The following is an 18,426-nucleotide window of genomic DNA, read 5'->3' as shown; positions in this document are numbered from 1 at the left end:
CCCGCGAAACGGGGCTTCCGGCGAAAGGGAGCGGTTCCTGAAACCCTTCTTGAGGCGGCGGGGGGTTGGTGGTATAATGAATTCGACCAGATTGGTCGATTTTCAGATTTTTTCAAAAAACTTGAGGGACCAGGCCAGAAAGGCCGGTCCCGATCCAATTTACGAAAGGGAGGATGCCATTGACGGATCCGTTTCAGAAACTCCCCGAGGAAAAGAAACAACGGATCATCCGTGCAGCCTTGAAAGAATTTGCGGATAAAGGATACGAACAGGCGTCGACGAACCGGATCGTGAAGGAAGCGGGAATCGGGAAAGGGATGCTGTTTTATTATTTCAACAGCAAACAGGATCTTTATCTGTATTTGATCGATTACAGTTTTGAAACGGTAAAGGAGCATTATTTGAACCGGATCGATGACTCGATTGAGGATGTGATCGACCGTCTCGGCCATGTCGCCCGGATCAAGTTTGAATTTTTGGTCCGATTCCCGGAAGTGACCCTGTTTTTGGGAAGATTCATTTTGGAGGTCGAACAGGAATGGCCGGAACCGTTTAAGAAAAAGTACGAAGAGATCTACGCGCTGCTTCAAGAGCGGCTTTACCGGCAAAAAAGGATCGACCGGACAAAATTCCGCGACGGCGTCGATCCCGATAAGGCCTTTCAATTGATCAAATGGGCGATGAAAGGCTATGAGCTCGATTTAAGGGAAGCCTTCAGGGGAAAAAAGCTGTCGGAAGTCGATTTGACGCCGTATTGGCAGGAATTCGACGAGTATTTGGCGGTTTTAAAAACATGTTTTTATAAGTGACGGAGGGATTTCCATGAGCATGGTGGAAGTGAAGGGTTTAACGAAAAAATTCGGGAAATTTACCGCCCTTGACCATGTCGATCTCACGATCGAGGAAGGGGAAATCTACGGGTTCATCGGACCGAACGGCGCGGGGAAATCGACGACGATACGGATCATGCTCGGGATGCTGAAACCGACGGAAGGGGAAGTGAAAATCTTCGGCAAAGATGCCTGGAAGGACGCGGTGGAGATTCATAAGCGCATCGCCTATGTCCCCGGGGATGTCAATCTTTGGCCGAATTTAACCGGCGGCGAAGTGATCGATCTGTTGTTGAAGATGAGAGGAAGGGTGGATGCCCGGAAACGGGATGAACTTCTGGAGAGATTTGATCTCGACCCGACGAAGAAATGCCGGACCTATTCCAAGGGAAACCGGCAAAAGGTCGCCCTTGTGGCCGCCTTTGCCTCCGATGCGGATCTCTATATTTTGGATGAGCCCACCTCCGGTTTGGATCCGCTGATGGAGCGCATCTTCCAGGAATGCGTCCGGGAAGTGCGGGATGCTGGAAAAAGCGTGTTTTTGTCCAGCCATATTTTATCGGAAGTGGAAAAGCTGTGCGAAAAGGTGGCCATCATCCGCCAGGGGCGGATCATCGATTCGGGGACGCTGGCCGACCTGCGCCATCTCACCCGCAACCATATGACCGTGGAAACGAAGGAGCCGGTTCACGGCTTGGAGAACCTGAAAGGCGTCCATCATCTCGTCATGGAAAATTTGCGGATCTCCTTCCAAGTCGATACGGAAGAAATGGACGGGGTGATCCGCCATTTGAGCCAGTTCGGGATCCAGAAGCTGGAATGCACCCCGCCCACCTTGGAAGATTTGTTCTTGCGCCATTATGAAGGATCGGAGCGGTCCGCATCCGGAATCGGGGAGGAATGACCATGAAAGGACAACTGGCGAAAGGGACATTCAAGATCACGAAGCTGATCCTCCGCCAAGACCGTTTCAAGATCATCATCTGGCTTGCGGGCATTCTCTTTACGACCTTGGCGACGGCGCTTGCCTATCCGTCCCTTTATAAAACTGATGAAGAAATCCAAGCCATGGCTTTAACGTTGCAAAATCCGGCAATGGTGGCCATGCTGGGACCCGGTTACCCGCCGGAGGACTATAACACGGCTGTAATATTTGGCCATGAAATGCTGTTGTTTACCGTGGTAGCCGTAGCTGTCATGAATATTTTAATGGTGGGAAAGACGATGCGGCAGGACGAAGAAGAGGGCAGGATCGAATTGGTCCGCTCCCTGCCCGTGGGAAGGCTCGCCTATTTGAACGCCGCCGCGTTGGAGGTATTCCTGGTCAACGGCTTGCTGGCCCTGCTGACCGGTTTCGGGCTAGGTGCGCTGGATATTTCCGGGATGGATTGGGAAAGCTCCTTCCTTTACGGATGCGTTCTCGGCGCGTTCGGATTGGCTTTTGCCGCCGTAACCTCCCTGTTCGCCCAGTTCATGGAGACGGCAAGGGCTGCGACAATGTTTTCCTTCGCCTTTTTAATCGTCGCTTACATCATCCGGGCCGCGGGGGACGTGTCGAACGAAACGGTTTCCATGATTTCTCCGCTCGGCTGGGCGGTCCGGACGGAGGTGTTTTACAGCAATGATTGGCGGCCCGTCATTTTTGCATTGGTTTTTGCCGCCGCCGCGGGGGTCCTGGCCTTTTATTTGAATAACATCCGCGACATGGGGACGGGATTTCTCCCGGAAAGAAAAGGCAGGAGCCGCGCTTCCCGCTTTTTGCAAACACTTCCCGGCTTCGTGGTTCGCCTGGAAAGAACGCAGATCATTTCATGGGGAATCGGCGTCTTTTTGTTGGGCGCTTCCTACGGGTCAATCGTGAACGATTTGGAAACCTATTTGCAGGAACTGGATTATTTGCAGGTTTTCTTGAACTCCGATTCCGGAAATTCCTTGCTTGAACAATTCCTGGGGCTGGTGCTGGCGATCCTGTCCTTGATCGGTTCCGTGCCGACGTTAATCGTCCTTTTCAAATTAAAAAGTGAAGAACAGAAAAACCGGATGGAACATTTTTACAGCCGCCCGGTGTCCCGCTATCGCATGATGGCGGCCTTCTTTGGAACGGCCGTCGGCGTTTCCGTTTTGATGCAAGCCATGGCTGCCCTCGGCCTTTGGTCCGCGCTGTATGCGACGATGGAGGAACCCCTGGCCGCGGTGGACCTGTTCCGATCGGCGTTCGTCTATTTGCCGGCGCTGTGGGCATTGGCGGGGGCGGCGGTTCTGATCATCGGGTTCTTTCCGAAGGCGGCGAACCTGCTTTGGTTATATTTGGTCTATTGTTTCTTCGTCCTTTATTTAAAGGATTTATTGGATTTGCCGGAATGGCTGACCCGTTTGTCCGTTTTTGAACATATTCCGGATACGTTGAAGGAAAATATCGACTGGCTTTCCTTGACCGTTCTGACGGCCATTGCGGCTGTGGCGGCGGCAGCGGGGATGATCGGCTACAGACGGAGGGATCTGGCCGGCTGAACATTTTCCGGTGTGCCGGAAGCGCCGGACACCGGAAAGGGGCCGGCACGATTTGCGCGGGATGGGAAAAAGGAAAACTGCCCGGGCCATATGGCTTCCGGGCAGTTTTCCTTATATGAAGTCCCTCTTGGATGCTTCTCAGTTCACCCACGGTGCGGGCGGCTGAGTTTTGTTCACCCACGGAGCAGGGGGCTGATGTCTGTTTACCCACGGTGCAGGCGGTGTCAAAAGCGCGGAAGACAGAAGTTTTTTCATACAAATCCTCCCATCTTTTTTAAATTGGATTCTATAGCTAAAAACGCATCCACAACCCTGGGGTTATAGAGCGTTCCGCTACCTCTCTTAATTTCCTGCACGGCTTCTTCCCAAGTTCGCGCTTTCCGGTAAACCCGGTCCGTGGTCATCGCATCCAACGAGTCGGCGACGGCGACGATGGCGGCGCCGATGGAGATTTCCTCCCCTTTCAGACCGAAGGGATAGCCTTTCCCGTCATAACGTTCGTGATGCTGTTCCACGATGGTTGCCGCCTGCATGAGCATCGGCAGTTTGGAGTCCAGCAAAATGTCCCTGCCGTAAATCGGATGCATCTTGATGATGTCCCATTCTTCCTTTGTGAGTTTTCCGGGTTTTTGCAAGATGGAATCGGGGATTTTCACCTTGCCGATATCATGGAGAAAGGACCCGAGATGGAGGACGTACAATTCTTTTTGCGACAGATTCAGCATCTTTCCGATGCTTAAGGAAAACTCCTTGATCCGTACGCAATGGTCGGCCGTATAACCGTCTTTTTCTTCGACGATGATGCCCAGCTGTTTCAATTGTTCGACAAGATCCGTGTAATTTTTGAAAACGGGCCGTGAAGATACGTAAATGAATTCCGTCGGTTTTTGCGCCTCGAAGATGCACGTTTTCTTAACCGGGGCCAATGACAGGTTGTCACCGGCATGGATTTCCAGCTTTTTTTCGTCCACCGTGACGAGCAAGGAGCCTTTCAGCACATATAAAAATTCCAACCCGTTCCAATCGCTGGAAGAGATAATCGTCCATTTTGTCCCTTGATCCAAGGTGTGTTTGATGACTTCTGTACCGTCATAGGAAGCGAGCAATTGAAACTGTATTCCTTTATAAGAGATATTTTCCAAAGCCTCCCCGTTCTTGTGCAGAACTAATCCGTATTGATTAAATTGCATACATTATCCTCCGCTGACTAGGGTAACCACTCAGATGATATCTGCTCTTTGAATCTATTATATTGAAACTTGTCCTTTTTTCATAGAGTTAAAAGAGGGTTTTTACGTATTTTTTTTCGAAAATTAAAAAAATGAGAAAAAAGTACTAGATCTTCCATTTCAAAAACAAGGAAAAACGGACTATAATTATCCGAAAATTCGACAGGCCGGAAAACAAAACCCGCGCTTTTTTTCCGCCGTTCCGCAGAAATCGGCAAAAATAGGGAAGTCGGTTCCGGAAAAATTTTTTGCTTCGGTTTTTGCAGGCATTTTCATAGATTTCGCCGTAACCCGCCGGGAAAAAGAGCGGAAGCAAATGCGCCGCTCCGGTCTTCGGACGGGTCGCCGGGAGGAGAGCGCCGGGTTTCCGGCCGGAGGGATTGATAGGAAAAGCGGATAAGAGGGGAGATTGGGGAGAAAAAGGGCTTACTTTTCCCGGATTGAAAAGAAATGTATATAAACGAACCTTTCACAAATGGTATAATATTACGGGAATCAGAGGCCGGCAAACTTTTGTCGAAACATCAAGGATTAGGAGAGGATTGGGATGATGGAACCGATATTTTTGCAACCGGTTTTCAAAGAGCGGATATGGGGCGGGACGGCATTAAGGGATCGGTTCGGTTATGCCATCCCCTCGGATCATACCGGGGAATGCTGGGCGATATCCGGCCATCCGCACGGCCAGAGCACGGTGTTAAACGGCGAGTATAAAGGCATGGGATTGGGCGATCTCTGGAAAAAACACCGGAAGGAACTGTTCGGCGACGACCAAAACGAGGTCTTTCCGCTGTTGACCAAGATTTTGGACGCAAACAGCGACTTGAGCGTTCAGGTCCATCCCGATGACGAGTACGCCGGAATCCATGAGAATGGCGAATTGGGAAAAACCGAATGCTGGTACATTATCGATTGCAAACCGGGGGCGGAACTCGTTTACGGCCATCACGCAAAGACGAAGGAAGAGCTGGACTACATGATTAAAAACGGAGAATGGGACAGGCTGCTGCGAAGAGTTCCCATCCGGCCGGGCGATTTTTTGTTTGTGCCAAGCGGCACGATCCACGCCCTCTGTGAAGGGACCCTCGTTTTGGAAACCCAGCAAAGTTCCGATACGACCTACCGGGTGTACGACTATGACCGGACCGACGAAAAGGGAAACAAGCGGGAACTGCATTTGGACAAGGCATTGGATGTGATCACGGTTCCCCACCGGGACCACGATTTGCATTTCGAAAAGGAAGCCCATGAAGGGGCCGCCATCACCTGTTTCATCCGCTCCGAATATTTTTCCGTTTATAAATGGGAGATCTCCGGGGAAGGGGAATTCCCGAAAACGGCGCCCTATCTCCTGGTGAGCGTCATCGGCGGGAGCGGCAGTGTGACGGTCGGGGACAAAAGCTTCCCCTTGAAAAAGGGCGACCATTTCATCTTGCCGAATCCCGTCCAAAGCTTCCGTACGGAAGGAAAGATGGAGTGGATCGTGTCCCATCCTTGACGCGCATGACATTCCCGGTGTTCCGGGGATTTCTCTCCGGCCGCGGCATCGGAACAGATTCCGCGTTGGTTTGGGAGGTATGCGTCCAACGGTTAAGGCGGAATCCGGCTTGCTGCCCGGGCGGAATCCGGCCCTCGCAATAGGGGCCTTTTTGCCTGACGCCGCTTCCTGAATCCTCCATCCGCGGGAAAGCGGGGAGGTGAACCGGGCGGAATTCTTCTGGCGGCCATTCCCGTTTTCGCCCTTGACGAGGGAACGGTTGCCCGAATCACCGAAGGAATGAACGGTTTTTGTACGATCATCCGCGCGCGGTTCTCCGGATGCGGAAAGCCGCGTGCAAATTCCAGGCGGTCCGGCGCCCGGGCCGCCCATAATGAATACATTGAGGAAGAGGAGGAACATTCGCCATGTTGCTCGGATCCATCGAAGCGGGAGGAACCAAATTCGTTTGCGCCATCGGGACGGAGGACGGAAAGATCTTAGACCGGATCACGATACCGACGCGGACGCCGGACGAAACCATCCCGGAAGTCATCGCCTTTTTTCGGAAAGAAAAGATCAGCGCATTGGGCATCGGCTCCTTCGGCCCCATCGACGTGAAGAAAAACAGCCCGACATACGGCCATATTTTGAAGACCCCGAAGATTCCCTGGCAAAACTATCCGTTTTTGCAAACGCTTCAGGACGCTCTGGAGGTGCCTTGCGGATTTACCACCGACGTCAATGCCGCCGTATTGGGGGAATATGTATATGGCGCGGGCAAAGATGCGGATTCATGCCTCTATGTGACCGTGGGAACGGGCATTGGCGCAGGAGCCGTTTTCCGCGGGGAATTGCTGGAAGGGATGTCCCACCCGGAAATGGGGCATATTATCGTCCGCAAGTCGCCGGACGACCCCTTCGAAGGCATATGCCCTTTCCATCGGGACTGTTTGGAGGGGCTTGCCTCCGGTCCGGCCATTGAAAAACGCTGGGGCAGGAAGGGAGCGGAGCTGGCGGACGAGAAGAAGGTGTGGGAGCTGGAGGCCTATTATCTTGCCCAGGCCGTTGTCCAATACACCATGATCCTGATGCCGGAAAAAATCATCATCGGCGGAGGCGTGTCCAATCAGGCAGCCATCTTCCCGCTCATCCGCCGGCATGTCCGGGAGATGATCAACGGATATATCACCGCTCCGGCCGTCGATGAAAAGATTTCCGATTATATCGTAAGTCCCGGTCTGCGGGGCGATTCCGGCATCGTCGGCGGGCTCGTTTTGGCCAAGCGGGCCTTGGAACAAGCCGGTTGAAGGCGAGGGTTACAGGAAGGGAATATTTGCATTCCAAGGGAGCCTTGGAGCAAAGGTTGAAGGCAGGGAAAAGCCGCAGGGCGGATCTTGGCCGGGCCACCAACCCTTGGAACAAACCGATGGAAGGATTGAAGGAAAAGTGCCGTATCGGCCATTTCCCCAAACGCCGCTGCCGCTTTGGGACAAGATGGCTGAAGACAAGGAAGGATGGCGGACCGCCCGGAAGATTTGAATTTCCGGGCGTTTTTTTGCCTTTTTCAGCCGCGGGCCGGGAGGTGCAGGAATCGGAGCCGGCGGCAGGAAAAAATTGTTCATTCTACTGCAAGAACTATGCCGCAGGGGTTTTTGCGGTACGAGACTCCGGATCCGGCCGGAGGAAATTCCCGATTCGGCCGCCCGAAACATGGCGCCCCCGGCGAAGGCCTCATTCGGATCCGGCATCCGACGGGGGAAAATTTTGTTCGGGATCGGCTCCTTCCGCCGGCCAAAAAGCGAAGGCCCCCGTTCACGGGAGCGCCCGCCCATCACCTTTAACAGAAGCGGGGCGCCTCACGAAATCAATTTGCGAATCGCTGAAGGATTCCGCAAATCTGATGTGAAGGAGAAGTGACCATGAGGATTAGACGGAGAAGGCGTTTTTTGGTATGGTTGAATTAACAGGGAATGAAACGGCCGTTCTCCCGCTTGTTTCTTTGGGAAACGGGGTTTTCTTTTTCATTCCGCGAATCAGCCCTTTCCGAAAACGGAAGAAAGGTTTTTATGGAGATGAGGAAAAGATGATGATCGGCTTGATGATCATTTTATTGCTTGTGCTCGTCCTGCCTTTTACGGTTCACAAAGTGGAGGCGAATCTGGAAATATTTTTGTTCGTCATGGGGATCATTTCCGTTTTTGTCAGCGATGCATTTTCCGAAGAACTGCTCCGGAAAGCCCTCGAAGATCCGGTCCATATTACGGCCGCCGTTCTCGTTTCCGGGCTGCTCTTTAAATGGTTCCGTTCCCCTTTGGAAAAAGCCATTTTATTCGTACAACAAAAATTGCCCTCCGGCGTTTTTATCGCCCTTGTCGTTATCGTTTTGGGGCTGGTCGCTAGCGTGATCACCGCCATCATCGCCGCCCTGGTGCTCGTATTGGTTGCCAGCGTGGTGCGCTACGACCGAAAATCCGAAATCCTGTTCACCATCTTTGCCTGTTTTTCCATCGGCCTCGGCGCGGCGTTGACTCCGATCGGGGAGCCGCTGTCGACGATCACCGTCAGCAAATTGGATGCGGAGTTTTTTTATTTGATCGATTTGGTCGGCATGTTTGTCATTCCCGCGGTTGTCTTGTACGGCATTTTGGCGGCGGTTCTCATCCGCCCGGCCGAATCTGCCGATGGGCTGGATGCCGGCCCCCTGTCGGAAAGCTATAAGGCCATCTTCCTGCGGACGGCAAAAATCTATTTGTTTGTCGCGGGGCTGACGCTGCTCGGCGCCGGCTTTGAGCCGTTTATTAAAGAATATTTGGTGGGACTGAATCCTCTGATCCTGTATTGGATAAACATCATTTCCGCCACTTTGGATAACGCCACCTTGGCCGCCGCGGAAATCAGCCCGCTGATGGAGGACCGGACGATCCAATCCATTTTGCTGGGGCTGATCATCAGCGGAGGCATGCTGATCCCCGGAAATATTCCGAACATCGTCGCCGCCGGGAGACTGAATATCACCAGCAGGGAGTGGGCCAGATACGGCGTCCCCATCGGGATCCTGTCGATGATCGTTTGCTTTGTTATATTAGTTTTTATATACTATTAAAGTGTAAACCGGTGAAACGGAAAAATTTGGTTCCGGTCGTCCGGTTCGGGAGATGCCGGTCTGGTCTTCTCAGTCGGGTTGTCGTTTCTTCTTTAAATTTAGAGAAACGGCAATTTTTATCAAGGGAACAACTTCTTTTCGAAATGCCCGAGGATCAAAGGAAAATCTGGAAAACCGGAGGATACACGTATGAAGGGGAAAATTGAAACGGCCTTGCAGCAAATCCACTTTCCTCCCGAATGGTTGTCCATCCTATTAGCCGTTTGCATATTTTTAAAGTTTATTATGGTTCATCTGTTGAACGGGCTCGTTTTTACCCAAGGGGCTTTCCTGGTTACCTTTGGCACCATTTTGGCGATTTACGGGATCTTTTCTTTTTTTACGCTGCAAGCGCGAAAGATCGGCCTGTATATTGTCGATTTTTGCCTGTCCGTTTTTTTGCTTGCCGAAACGCTGTACATGAGCTATTTCCATACTCCCCTGAAATTTTTCACTTTATATCAGGTCACGAACTTGAACGGGCTGGGCGGAAGCGTCTTGTATTTGCTGCATCCGTTGCACATCCTATTTTTTCTTGACCTTCTGCTTCTTTTTAAACCGGTTTTTATGCAAAGGCATTCAGGGCCAGGAAATATCAAACTCGCCGCCCTGCTCCTTCTCGGAGGATGTCTCTTTGCAGCGGCCAAACCGGTTAAAGTCGTCTGGATCGACAATATGCCCTTCCGCACGATGGACGCCTTGGATGCGGTGAAGGCCTACGGCATCGTCGGGCATCACGTGATCGACCTTTACAATGTGATCACCGATTGGCAAACCAAAGAATTGAGCGAACAGGAGAAGAAACAGATTCAAACGTGGTTTGCCGAAAAAAACCGGGAGGAAAAAAACGAAGGGCAATCCCCTTATTTCGGCATCGGAAAGAATAAAAATCTCATTTTTATACAGGTCGAGTCCTTTCAAGCCTTCGTGCTGAACCAAAAGGTGAACGGCCAGGAAATCACCCCCTTCCTGAACAGGATCGTCAAAGACGGCATGTATTTTTCCAACATCTATCCGCAGACGGTCGAAGGGAACAGTTCCGACGCCGAACTACTGACACAGACGTCCCTGTATCCGGTGAAACAGGGGGCGACCTTCTTCCGCTTTCCCAACAACACTTACCATTCGTTGGCCAAACTGCTCCGGGAGAAAGGCTATCATACCTTCGCCATCCACGGGGATGAAGAAACCTTTTGGAACCGGAACATGGTATACCCCCATTTGGGATTCGAAAAATTTTACGCCATCGATGATTTGAAACAGGATGACATCATCGGGATGGGCCTTTCCGACAAATCGACGTTCCGCCAGTCGCTGCCGATTTTGGAAAAGGCCGATCAGCCTTTTTATTCCTTGATTATTACCTTGACCAGCCACGTCCCCTTCACCATACCGGAGGAAGAACAGTCGCTTTCGCTGCCGAAGGAACTGGAGAATACGCCGATCGGCAATTATTTGCAATCGATCCGCTACATGGACGAGTCCATCGCCCTTTTCATAAAAGGATTGGAGGAAAGAGGGCTGTTGGATGATTCCCTCATCGTCATCTACGGCGATCATGACGGACTTTTCCAAAAGGACAAAGGGGAAGTGGAAAAGTGGCTGAAAAGGGAGATCAGCGATGAGGAATGGGTCCGTTCCTTTATGCAGATTCCTTTCATCATCTATCATCCGGGCATGGAACCGAAGGTCATCGACACCATCGGCGGCCAAATCGACATCCTGCCGACGGTCGCCGATCTCATGGGGATCGAAAAGGAAAAGACCTATTATATGATGGGCAAAAACTTGTTATTGCAAGAGGACGGCAAGGCCGTCATCCCGAAAGGCGACTACGCCGACGAAGGGATTTTGATCACGCGGGACAAGATCACCCCGCTGCCGGAAAATTACCCGGATTTAACCGTCGCCGACCTGGTCATTCGGAGCGATTATTTTAAAGATAAAAAGAAATAAGACTGAAAGGGTGGCCAACCCGTTTTTGGCTCGCCCTTTTTTAGTGGACGGATGAGGCAAAGCGGCAGAAAAGAAAACCTCTATACGATTTGTTGGGGTTTAGAAACAATTCAAAAAATAAGACACGTGGGCTCCGATTTCTTTTATACTGGATTTGGTCAACCAACAAAGAAAGGAGCCACGTGTCAATTGAATCGTAACCTATTTCTCCCCGGTTTGAAAGATGTGAAAATCAACAAAGTGGAAACCTGTGAACATTCGATTCACCTGTCGAAATGCCTGTGAAGCCTCACCGTTACCCCCGCTGCGATACGGAAGGGAGAAAAATCCACGACTACCGCATTCAAAAGATCCGGCATTTCAAATGGTTTGAGCGGCCGACGGTCATTTTTTACAGGAAAAGAAGATATGCCTGCCAAACATGCGGAAAACGGTTTGCGGAAGAAAATCCGTTCGTTGAGCGGTATCAGCGGTTTTCCAAAGAGTGGAACCAGGCCGTGAATGTGCGAAGCATTCATGCCAAAACGTTCAAAGACCTGGCTTTCCAGTTCGGAGCCTCGGTTTCGACGGTGATCCGGAGTTTTGATGCGGTGGCAAAAAAGGAATTGCAAGGTCATTCCGAATTGCCGAAAGTCATTGCCATCGATGAATAGAAAGGGGATACGCGCGCCGGGAAGTACCAGGTGATCATCGCCGACGGCCAGACGGGAGAACCGCAGGATTTTGCCAAATCGGAAGAAGAAAACCATCAGCCGTTACCTGTATGCGTAATTGGGCGCTGGATCGGGTGAGAAGGAACGAACAGGCCGTATGGAGTGATTATGACCGGAAGAAATGCAAGCGGATGAGGCGGATCTTTTACAAAAAGAAGGAGGAACTAAATGCAAAGGAACGCTGGTATTTAAATCGATACCTCCATAAGTCGGAGACGCTGAAGAAAGCCTATGAACTGAAGGAGGCCTTTTGCCGTTGGCTGGAGCTGGCCAAAGAAAATGGGGCGGAAGGCATCTCCTTCAAACCAAGGAAGAATTGCATCAATTTTATCAACGTGTCGAAGAGTCAGGGATTGAAGCGTTTCAATACTGTGTTCGGACTTTGAGGAATTGGGAAATGGAAATCCTGAACAGTTGAATGGCTTTTTGGAAGGGATCAACAACCATACGAAAGTGATGAAGCGAAATGCGTATGGCGTCAGGAACTTCGAGCGGGCAAGGGCCAAGATCCTGCTTACATACAAGTATAAAAGAATCGGGGTCCATGTGGGGTAAGGCCGTAGGCCTCCACCCCAACAATTGACAAAGGACCAAAAGAAAATGGAAAAAGCTGCAGTCCATTTGGACTGCAGCTTTTTTGGCGGTTATTTGCTTATTTCTGCGTATTTTTCCGAAATCCAACCGGTATGTTTGGTGCCGGGGAGATAGATATGGTACCAACCGTTTAATTTAACCGGGTTGCCTGTGTTGTCGACAACGGCTTTGACGATTTCGTCCTTTTTCAGCGAGCCGATCTTCCGATGGCCCGTACCGGGGCCGTTGCGGATGATTAACGTCCCTTCTTTGATATTCACTTGCACTTTGACCGATTTGGGTTCGATAAATTGTAAATATTCCCCGTTAACCCATCCTTTTTTGCCGTTATAAATCACGCGGTACCATCGGTAGGCGTAAGCATCTTTACGACCCGGGTCAAAAGCCACATCCGTGTTATAGCCGACTACCGTGACTTCGGTACCGTTGGTAATGGATTCGATCACAGTTCCCTTGGCTAAGTACGGCAGGCTGCGGAAGTTTACATTTCCGTTTATGATTTTCGCTTTTACCGGTTTCGGGTAAGTAAGGACGATGTCCGCGGGCACAGGCTTTCCTTCGGGGATGTCCCTTCCGTAGTCCGGCGGTTTTGGCCCATTGGCTGCCACCGGTTTTTGATTATTGTAATAAGAAGCGTCATAGGGCTTCATGTCGGCCATCAGGCTGGCGATCCCGATTTTCCATTTGGGGTCCGTAGCATATTTTTTATTCATGCCGATCAAATGGTACCCGTTAAAATTGGGGCCGTTTGCCATGAGGTAATTGTTTTTCACCTGATAAGCGACGAAGTTGATGCCTTCTTTCACGTTCGGGAAATAATAACCGCAAGTAAACGGGCACAAATCATATGCCCCGTATCCATAAAGGTTATTTTTGTAGGACGTTAAATTAGAACCGCCCCAGCCGGTTTCCCAAATGGCGTGGGCAACCAAATATGAAGCGTTTATCCCATATTTTTTTCCCGCGTCTACAAAGTCTTGCGCAAACTGTTTTAATTGGCTGCCGGAATGTCCTTTCCTGTCAAAGAAATTCCGGATGTCCTGAGCGGTGATGTTGGCTGGTTTTCTTAAATCCAACGTTAAGTATGGGATCGCGTTTTCGGGAGTTTGAAGCAGATATTTTCCTTCCACGTAGCCGGATTTTCCGGAATAACTGATTTTGAACCATCCGTTGGATGTTTTATGGGTGGGCCAGACGATCCGGTCGCCGGGTACCGTGGTTAAGCTTTGGTTCTTTTGGTCCGGCAAGGGATACAGGTAGGTCGTGGAATTTACAAAATAAGCTTCGCCTGAAATTTTGGTTTCCGTAAATTTCAGATTATATTTGGAAAAATCCTTTGTTGGCACGAAACCCGTTTTCCCGTCGAATGCGGCTTTGTACCAGGAACCGACCGACTGATTCGAACTGATGACAGTACCTTTTGAAATTTTTACGAGTTTCTGAGTCTGGTATCCAGGATTTTGGTATAAATAGGTGTCATTTTGAGCCGAATAAAAGGTTGTAGAGAAGTTGGAAGGGTTGACCTTTTTAACGTCTCCCGAATAGATGTACAACGTTTTTCCGTTGTGAGAAACTTGATAGAATGTTTGCCCGATGCTGTTGATGACTTTTTTCGTCGAGTAGAATCCATTGTCTTTCGGTACGGAAGCGGCCTTGCTTTTCGTATTCGGCCCCGAATAAAGATTGGCCGTTTTTGTCGTAAAATAATAGGTTCCGGCCGTGTTGATATATTGGTTGTATTCCTTTAAATAACTGCTGCTGACCCAGCCGGTTTTCGTATAGGATTTCCCTTTCGATGTGTAAGTGTAGGAAACTTTCAGCCAGCTGCCGCTTTTTTCCGTAGCGCTGACCGTTTTTCCTTTCGGAATGGTAAAGATCACCTTATATTTCGTCCCCGGTCCGGTCCGCATATTGAGATTGGCGGTCGTTTGATAGACGGTTTTGGTGATCTTTGTTGTTCCCGATGCCGAACCGCTTGAACCGGATGACGACGCCTTTTTCAAATAGGACCCGGACACCCATCCGGTCTTTGTGTATTTTTTGCCCTTGGAAGTATATGAATAGGAAACTTTGTACCAGTTTCCGGATTTCTCCGTTGCGGTTACCTGTTTCCCCTTAGGGATGGTCAATATCACTTTGTACTTTGTCCCCGGCCCGGTTCGTAAATTGAGATTTGCCGTCGTCAGGTAAGGAACCTTGTTCAGTTTTACCGTTCCCGCCGCTTCCACCGTCCAATGATTTCCCGGCAGTGCCGGCATTGCGGTTGCCGAAAAGAACAGGATGGCGGAAACGGCGGCGATTTTCCAAAATCGGATCAATCGTTCACCCCCCCTACCTTTCTATTCGTCTGAAAAACTTTTTTCTCAAGTGGTAAATCATGCCAGTTCGAGGCTTGTTTATTGGCCCCGGCGCCTCATTTCGTTTTAAATAAAAACTGCAAATCAGGTTTTATGAAAGGCACGGTCAATTTCCGCACGAGCCGGTGGGAGGAAAAACCGCAAATGAGGAAGGAAAGGATGCAGGAAACCAGGATCAGCAGCCAGGCGTTCGCATATACCGTTTCGGGAACGGTAAGACGGAACACCCGGACGAAAAAGGTATGCAGCAGGTAGATGTTTAAAGAGAAAAGACCGAATGTATGGAAAAGAAACAGTTTTTTCTTTTCCGGCGTCAATAAGAGGATGGTAAGGGAAACGGCTCCGGATAAACCATAGAAAAGCAGCTGATAGAAGGCGCCTTTATAAAAGGGCCAGGAAAAATGCCGGTACGATTGATCCAAAAGCAAAAGATCCGTGATCTTCGGATATTCGGCCGTAAGATAGACCATTCCCGCCAAGAAGCTCAGGAGTACAAGGAGCGGGAGGCTCAACACCCCCTTTTGGCGTTTCCGCAACTTTTCTTTCAGCCGGTTCAACAGATTTTTTTGCGCTAAATAATAGCCGATCAGGAAATACGGGTAAAAATTGGCCAATTTCCGGAGAGCGAACCAGCCGGTCACATCCGCGGAATAGCTCAGCAAAAAAGCGAAGACGATTGCATAAACCAAAGGATAACGGAGGCGGGTAATATAAGGGGTGATCATATACCAAAAAATCATTCCGAGCAAATACCACATCGTCCAATAGGGGTCGAACACTTCAAACAGCCGGTGTCCCGGATCGATCACGACCGGCTTCCTTTCCTCGATGAAATTCACAAACATGCCGTTGATCAAATGCCAGAGGAAAAAGAGAAAAAGAAATTGTATGACTTTTTTGTATTTCCCGTCGCGGTAAAAATAGCCGCTGATCATCACAAACAGGGGCATATGGAATACATAAATCACATTATATATATACAGCACCGGTTCGTTTCCCGGGATTTTCTTGAAGGTGGAAATCAAATGGCCGAATACGACCAGAAAGATCATGATTCCCTTGACGTTATCAAACCAAGGGATTCGATTGGAATTCATTGGAAAACCTCCCGCCGATTCTTGGATGTTCAATTATTAGAATATAAGAACCGGGGAAAAAAGAAAGCGGGAGAAGGAATTGTAAAGGGAAAGAAAAGGCAATGAAACAAAGGAAAATAATAAATTACTATTCAGATGAAATGCAATAAAGGTTTTATGAAAGTAATCTTTAAAATACAATTGAAAAACTTTTTTAAAACAAGAACTAGAAAAATTATCAAGGGCGTAATTCTTCTTGCTATTTGTGTTCTGAAATTGTTATAGTATAAATAAAGTTTCGAAGGCAATAACATGGAGTGCTTGGGAAAAGATGATGAACGGAAGATTTTAACAAAAAGCGGATGCGCACTTTATTGATACCATTTGAAAATTCCTAAATTTTGGCTTTATAATTATTATTAAAGCTACATGGTTGTTTAATGTCTTAGAAACGACTTTTATTAAATGTAATTCTTTCTTACCATTTTTAATGGGGGTGAACCCATGAAAAAGGTGATTACTTATGGAACATATGATCTATTACATTGGGGCCATATTAATCTCTTAAAAAGGGCTCGTGAACTTGGAGATTACCTGATTGTAGCTTTATCGACCGACGAGTTTAATGCGATAAAAGGAAAAAAGGCATATTACAGTTACGAACACCGAAAGTTGATTTTAGAATCTATTCGCTATGTTGATGAAGTAATTCCTGAAAGATCATGGGATCAAAAGATTCAAGACATTATTGAACACAATGTGGATATATTTGTTATGGGCGATGACTGGAAAGGGAAATTTGATTTTCTTAAAGATTATTGCGAAGTAATATATTTACCAAGAACAATTGGCATTTCCACAACGAAAATTAAAAAAGATTTGAAAGTACAAAATGGATAAAAATTGTTGTAGCCGGTAACAAATGGCCATTTTACGGCCTCACTATGCGGAACCGGCTTTCTTTAGTTTAAACTGAAAGGATAGCTTCAAAGATGGAAGAGCGTAAAGGGATTAAAGCAGTTTTAAAAAGTATTGCTTTTATATTATATAAATATACGTTTTTAGCAGCTTCTTATTTGCCGGTAAAAAAGAAGTTAATCATGTTTGAAAGTTTTTTAGGTAAACAGTATAGTTGTAATCCCAGGGCCATTTATGAATATATGAAAGAGCACCGCAAGGAATATATTATGTATTGGAGTGTAGATAAACGATACACACAATATTTTAAAGAAAATAATATACCCCATGTCGAAAGGTTTTCGCTAAAATGGCTTTTTTATATGGCGAGAGCTGAATTTTGGGTGACAAACAGCAGGTTGCCGCTGTGGCTTCCAAAACCAAAACATACAACCTATATACAGACATGGCATGGAACACCGTTAAAAAAATTGGCTTTGGACATGAATGAAGTGCATATGCCCGGTACGAATACAGAAAAATATAAACGGAATTTTATAAAAGAATCATCAAAATGGGATTATTTAATATCTCCGAATGCTTATTCCACGGAAATTTTTCGACGGGCTTTCCGATTTCAAAAAAGGATCATCGAAAGCGGCTACCCAAGAAATGATTTTTTATATAATTACAATCCCGAAGATGTCGAAAAGATAAAAAGAAACCTTAAGCTTCCGGCGGATAAAAAAGTCATATTATATGCGCCTACTTGGCGGGATAATCAATATTACCGAGTGGGAAAATACAAATTCCAACTACAATTGGATCTGGAGAAGATGCAAAAGGCGTTGGGAGAAGAGTATGTATTATTGCTAAGGATGCATTATTTGGTCGCGGAATCCTTTGATCTGGAGGATTATAAGGGTTTTGCTTTCGATGTTTCCCATGTCAATGATATTCGCGAACTTTATGTCATTTCCGACATTCTTATAACCGACTATTCATCAGTATTTTTTGATTATGCCAATTTAAGGAGACCCATTCTATTTTATGTATATGATATTAATGAATATCGGGATGTGCTGAGGGGATTTTACTTTGATATTGAAAAAGAGTCGCCCGGGCCATTAGTTTTTTCTACAGGAGAAATAATAGACAAAATAAATGAACTTAGGAATAGGAATTATCATTCACCCGAATCATTTGACAGATTTTATCAAAAATTTTGCTATTTGGAAGATGGGAATGCTACAAGACGAGTAGTTGAAGAAATTTTTCAATGTTAAGAAACCGTAATTGTCATGTACAAAAATTTTTAAAAATGCTCGGAGATGACGTATAATAAAGTTCGCAAAATAGAAAGAGGAAAAGCCATCGGTCACTCCGAATAGGTAAGTGTCCAGCAAACCAAAAGGAGTTGAAACCGATGGCTTACCAGAATTCTACCTTATCTTTCGAACAAATGCTACTCCAGTTTATGTCTGAACAAGACCCCATGTTGTCCATGCTTCAATGGCTTTGTGAGCAATTGATGGAAGCTGAGGTATCGGCAAAAATTAAAGCGCAAAAGTCAGAACGGACAGATTCACGTCAAGGGTATCGATCAGGTTATCGAGTCCGACGCTTTGACACAAGAATGGG

12 protein-coding genes and 2 pseudogenes are annotated in these 18,426 nt (G+C 48.0%); 11 read left to right on the top strand and 3 right to left on the bottom strand.

Going from position 1 to position 18,426, the window contains the following annotated elements:
- The first annotated feature begins 179 nt into the window (after positions 1-179).
- The 3 genes from A3EQ_RS0111495 to A3EQ_RS0111485 are packed head-to-tail and all read left to right on the top strand — an operon-like array spanning position 180 to position 3,341.
- Positions 180-809 carry a TetR/AcrR family transcriptional regulator gene (locus A3EQ_RS0111495; protein WP_020155328.1) on the top strand — a complete coding sequence of 210 codons (630 nt, stop codon included), beginning with the start codon at positions 180-182 and terminating at the stop codon, positions 807-809.
- A 13-nt stretch (positions 810-822) separates the two neighbouring features.
- Entirely contained in the window at positions 823-1,734 is a 912-nt protein-coding gene (locus tag A3EQ_RS0111490; RefSeq protein ID WP_020155327.1) for an ABC transporter ATP-binding protein, read from the top strand.
- A 2-nt stretch (positions 1,735-1,736) separates the two neighbouring features.
- Positions 1,737-3,341 (top strand): ABC transporter permease, encoded by a 1,605-nt coding sequence (locus tag A3EQ_RS0111485; RefSeq protein ID WP_020155326.1) that lies wholly within the window; start codon positions 1,737-1,739, stop codon positions 3,339-3,341.
- A 251-nt stretch (positions 3,342-3,592) separates the two neighbouring features.
- Here A3EQ_RS0111485 and A3EQ_RS0111475 read toward each other — a convergent pair whose 3' ends face one another.
- Complete coding sequence (locus A3EQ_RS0111475) at positions 3,593-4,531, bottom strand: HD domain-containing phosphohydrolase (RefSeq protein WP_020155325.1); 939 nt, start codon at positions 4,529-4,531, stop codon at positions 3,593-3,595.
- A gap of 586 nt (positions 4,532-5,117) precedes the next feature.
- On the opposite strand from A3EQ_RS0111475, the gene manA reads away from it, so the two are divergent.
- The 5 genes and pseudogenes from manA (at position 5,118) to A3EQ_RS23215 (ending at position 12,416) form a co-directional block, all read left to right on the top strand.
- Complete coding sequence (gene manA, locus A3EQ_RS0111465; protein ID WP_020155323.1) at positions 5,118-6,068, top strand: mannose-6-phosphate isomerase, class I; 951 nt, start codon at positions 5,118-5,120, stop codon at positions 6,066-6,068.
- Between the two features lie 407 nt (positions 6,069-6,475).
- The gene (locus tag A3EQ_RS0111455) at positions 6,476-7,357 is read left to right on the top strand and encodes an ROK family protein (protein ID WP_020155321.1); all 882 of its coding nucleotides are present in this window, start codon (positions 6,476-6,478) and stop codon (positions 7,355-7,357) included.
- 776 nt (positions 7,358-8,133) lie between these two features.
- Positions 8,134-9,153 (top strand): DUF1646 family protein, encoded by a 1,020-nt coding sequence (locus tag A3EQ_RS0111445; protein ID WP_026499913.1) that lies wholly within the window; start codon positions 8,134-8,136, stop codon positions 9,151-9,153.
- Between the two features lie 189 nt (positions 9,154-9,342).
- Positions 9,343-11,148 (top strand): LTA synthase family protein, encoded by a 1,806-nt coding sequence (locus tag A3EQ_RS20985; RefSeq protein ID WP_020155317.1) that lies wholly within the window; start codon positions 9,343-9,345, stop codon positions 11,146-11,148.
- 189 nt (positions 11,149-11,337) lie between these two features.
- Positions 11,338-12,416, top strand: a pseudogene (locus A3EQ_RS23215) (transposase).
- 89 nt (positions 12,417-12,505) lie between these two features.
- Here A3EQ_RS23215 and A3EQ_RS21725 read toward each other — a convergent pair.
- Together A3EQ_RS21725 and A3EQ_RS0111405 are read right to left on the bottom strand one after the other, a co-directional pair.
- The gene (locus tag A3EQ_RS21725; RefSeq protein WP_020155315.1) at positions 12,506-14,773 is read right to left on the bottom strand and encodes an SH3 domain-containing protein; all 2,268 of its coding nucleotides are present in this window, start codon (positions 14,771-14,773) and stop codon (positions 12,506-12,508) included.
- A gap of 95 nt (positions 14,774-14,868) precedes the next feature.
- Positions 14,869-15,909, bottom strand: coding sequence for an acyltransferase family protein (locus tag A3EQ_RS0111405; protein ID WP_081626227.1), 1,041 nt, complete (start codon positions 15,907-15,909; stop codon positions 14,869-14,871).
- Positions 15,910-16,392: 483 nt separating this feature from the next.
- Here A3EQ_RS0111405 and tagD point away from each other — a divergent pair, with 483 nt between their 5' ends.
- The 3 genes and pseudogenes from tagD to A3EQ_RS20965 form a co-directional block, all read left to right on the top strand.
- The gene (tagD, locus tag A3EQ_RS0111395; RefSeq protein ID WP_020155312.1) at positions 16,393-16,788 is read left to right on the top strand and encodes a glycerol-3-phosphate cytidylyltransferase; all 396 of its coding nucleotides are present in this window, start codon (positions 16,393-16,395) and stop codon (positions 16,786-16,788) included.
- Between the two features lie 74 nt (positions 16,789-16,862).
- Positions 16,863-18,071, top strand: a pseudogene (locus A3EQ_RS20970) (CDP-glycerol glycerophosphotransferase family protein); the annotation flags it as partial.
- Between the two features lie 140 nt (positions 18,072-18,211).
- On the top strand, positions 18,212-18,426 hold a 215-nt coding region (locus A3EQ_RS20965; protein WP_020155310.1), incomplete at its 3' end, for a transposase.

The sequence above is a fragment of the Caldibacillus debilis DSM 16016 genome, assembly GCF_000383875.1.
GTDB classification, from domain to species: domain Bacteria; phylum Bacillota; class Bacilli; order Bacillales; family Caldibacillaceae; genus Caldibacillus; species Caldibacillus debilis.
Note: the sequence above shows the minus strand (reverse complement) of the source record. Positions and strands in the feature narration are given on the sequence as shown.

Coding starts and splice junctions, on each gene's coding strand:
- A3EQ_RS0111490 (WP_020155327.1), top strand. CDS start 823: ATGAGCATGGTGGAAGTGAAGGGTTTAACGAAAAAATTCGGGAAATTT.
- A3EQ_RS0111485 (WP_020155326.1), top strand. CDS start 1,737: ATGAAAGGACAACTGGCGAAAGGGACATTCAAGATCACGAAGCTGATC.
- A3EQ_RS0111475 (WP_020155325.1), bottom strand. CDS start 4,531: ATGCAATTTAATCAATACGGATTAGTTCTGCACAAGAACGGGGAGGCT.
- manA (WP_020155323.1), top strand. CDS start 5,118: ATGATGGAACCGATATTTTTGCAACCGGTTTTCAAAGAGCGGATATGG.
- A3EQ_RS0111455 (WP_020155321.1), top strand. CDS start 6,476: ATGTTGCTCGGATCCATCGAAGCGGGAGGAACCAAATTCGTTTGCGCC.
- A3EQ_RS0111445 (WP_026499913.1), top strand. CDS start 8,134: ATGATGATCGGCTTGATGATCATTTTATTGCTTGTGCTCGTCCTGCCT.
- A3EQ_RS20985 (WP_020155317.1), top strand. CDS start 9,343: ATGAAGGGGAAAATTGAAACGGCCTTGCAGCAAATCCACTTTCCTCCC.
- A3EQ_RS0111405 (WP_081626227.1), bottom strand. CDS start 15,909: ATGAATTCCAATCGAATCCCTTGGTTTGATAACGTCAAGGGAATCATG.
- tagD (WP_020155312.1), top strand. CDS start 16,393: ATGAAAAAGGTGATTACTTATGGAACATATGATCTATTACATTGGGGC.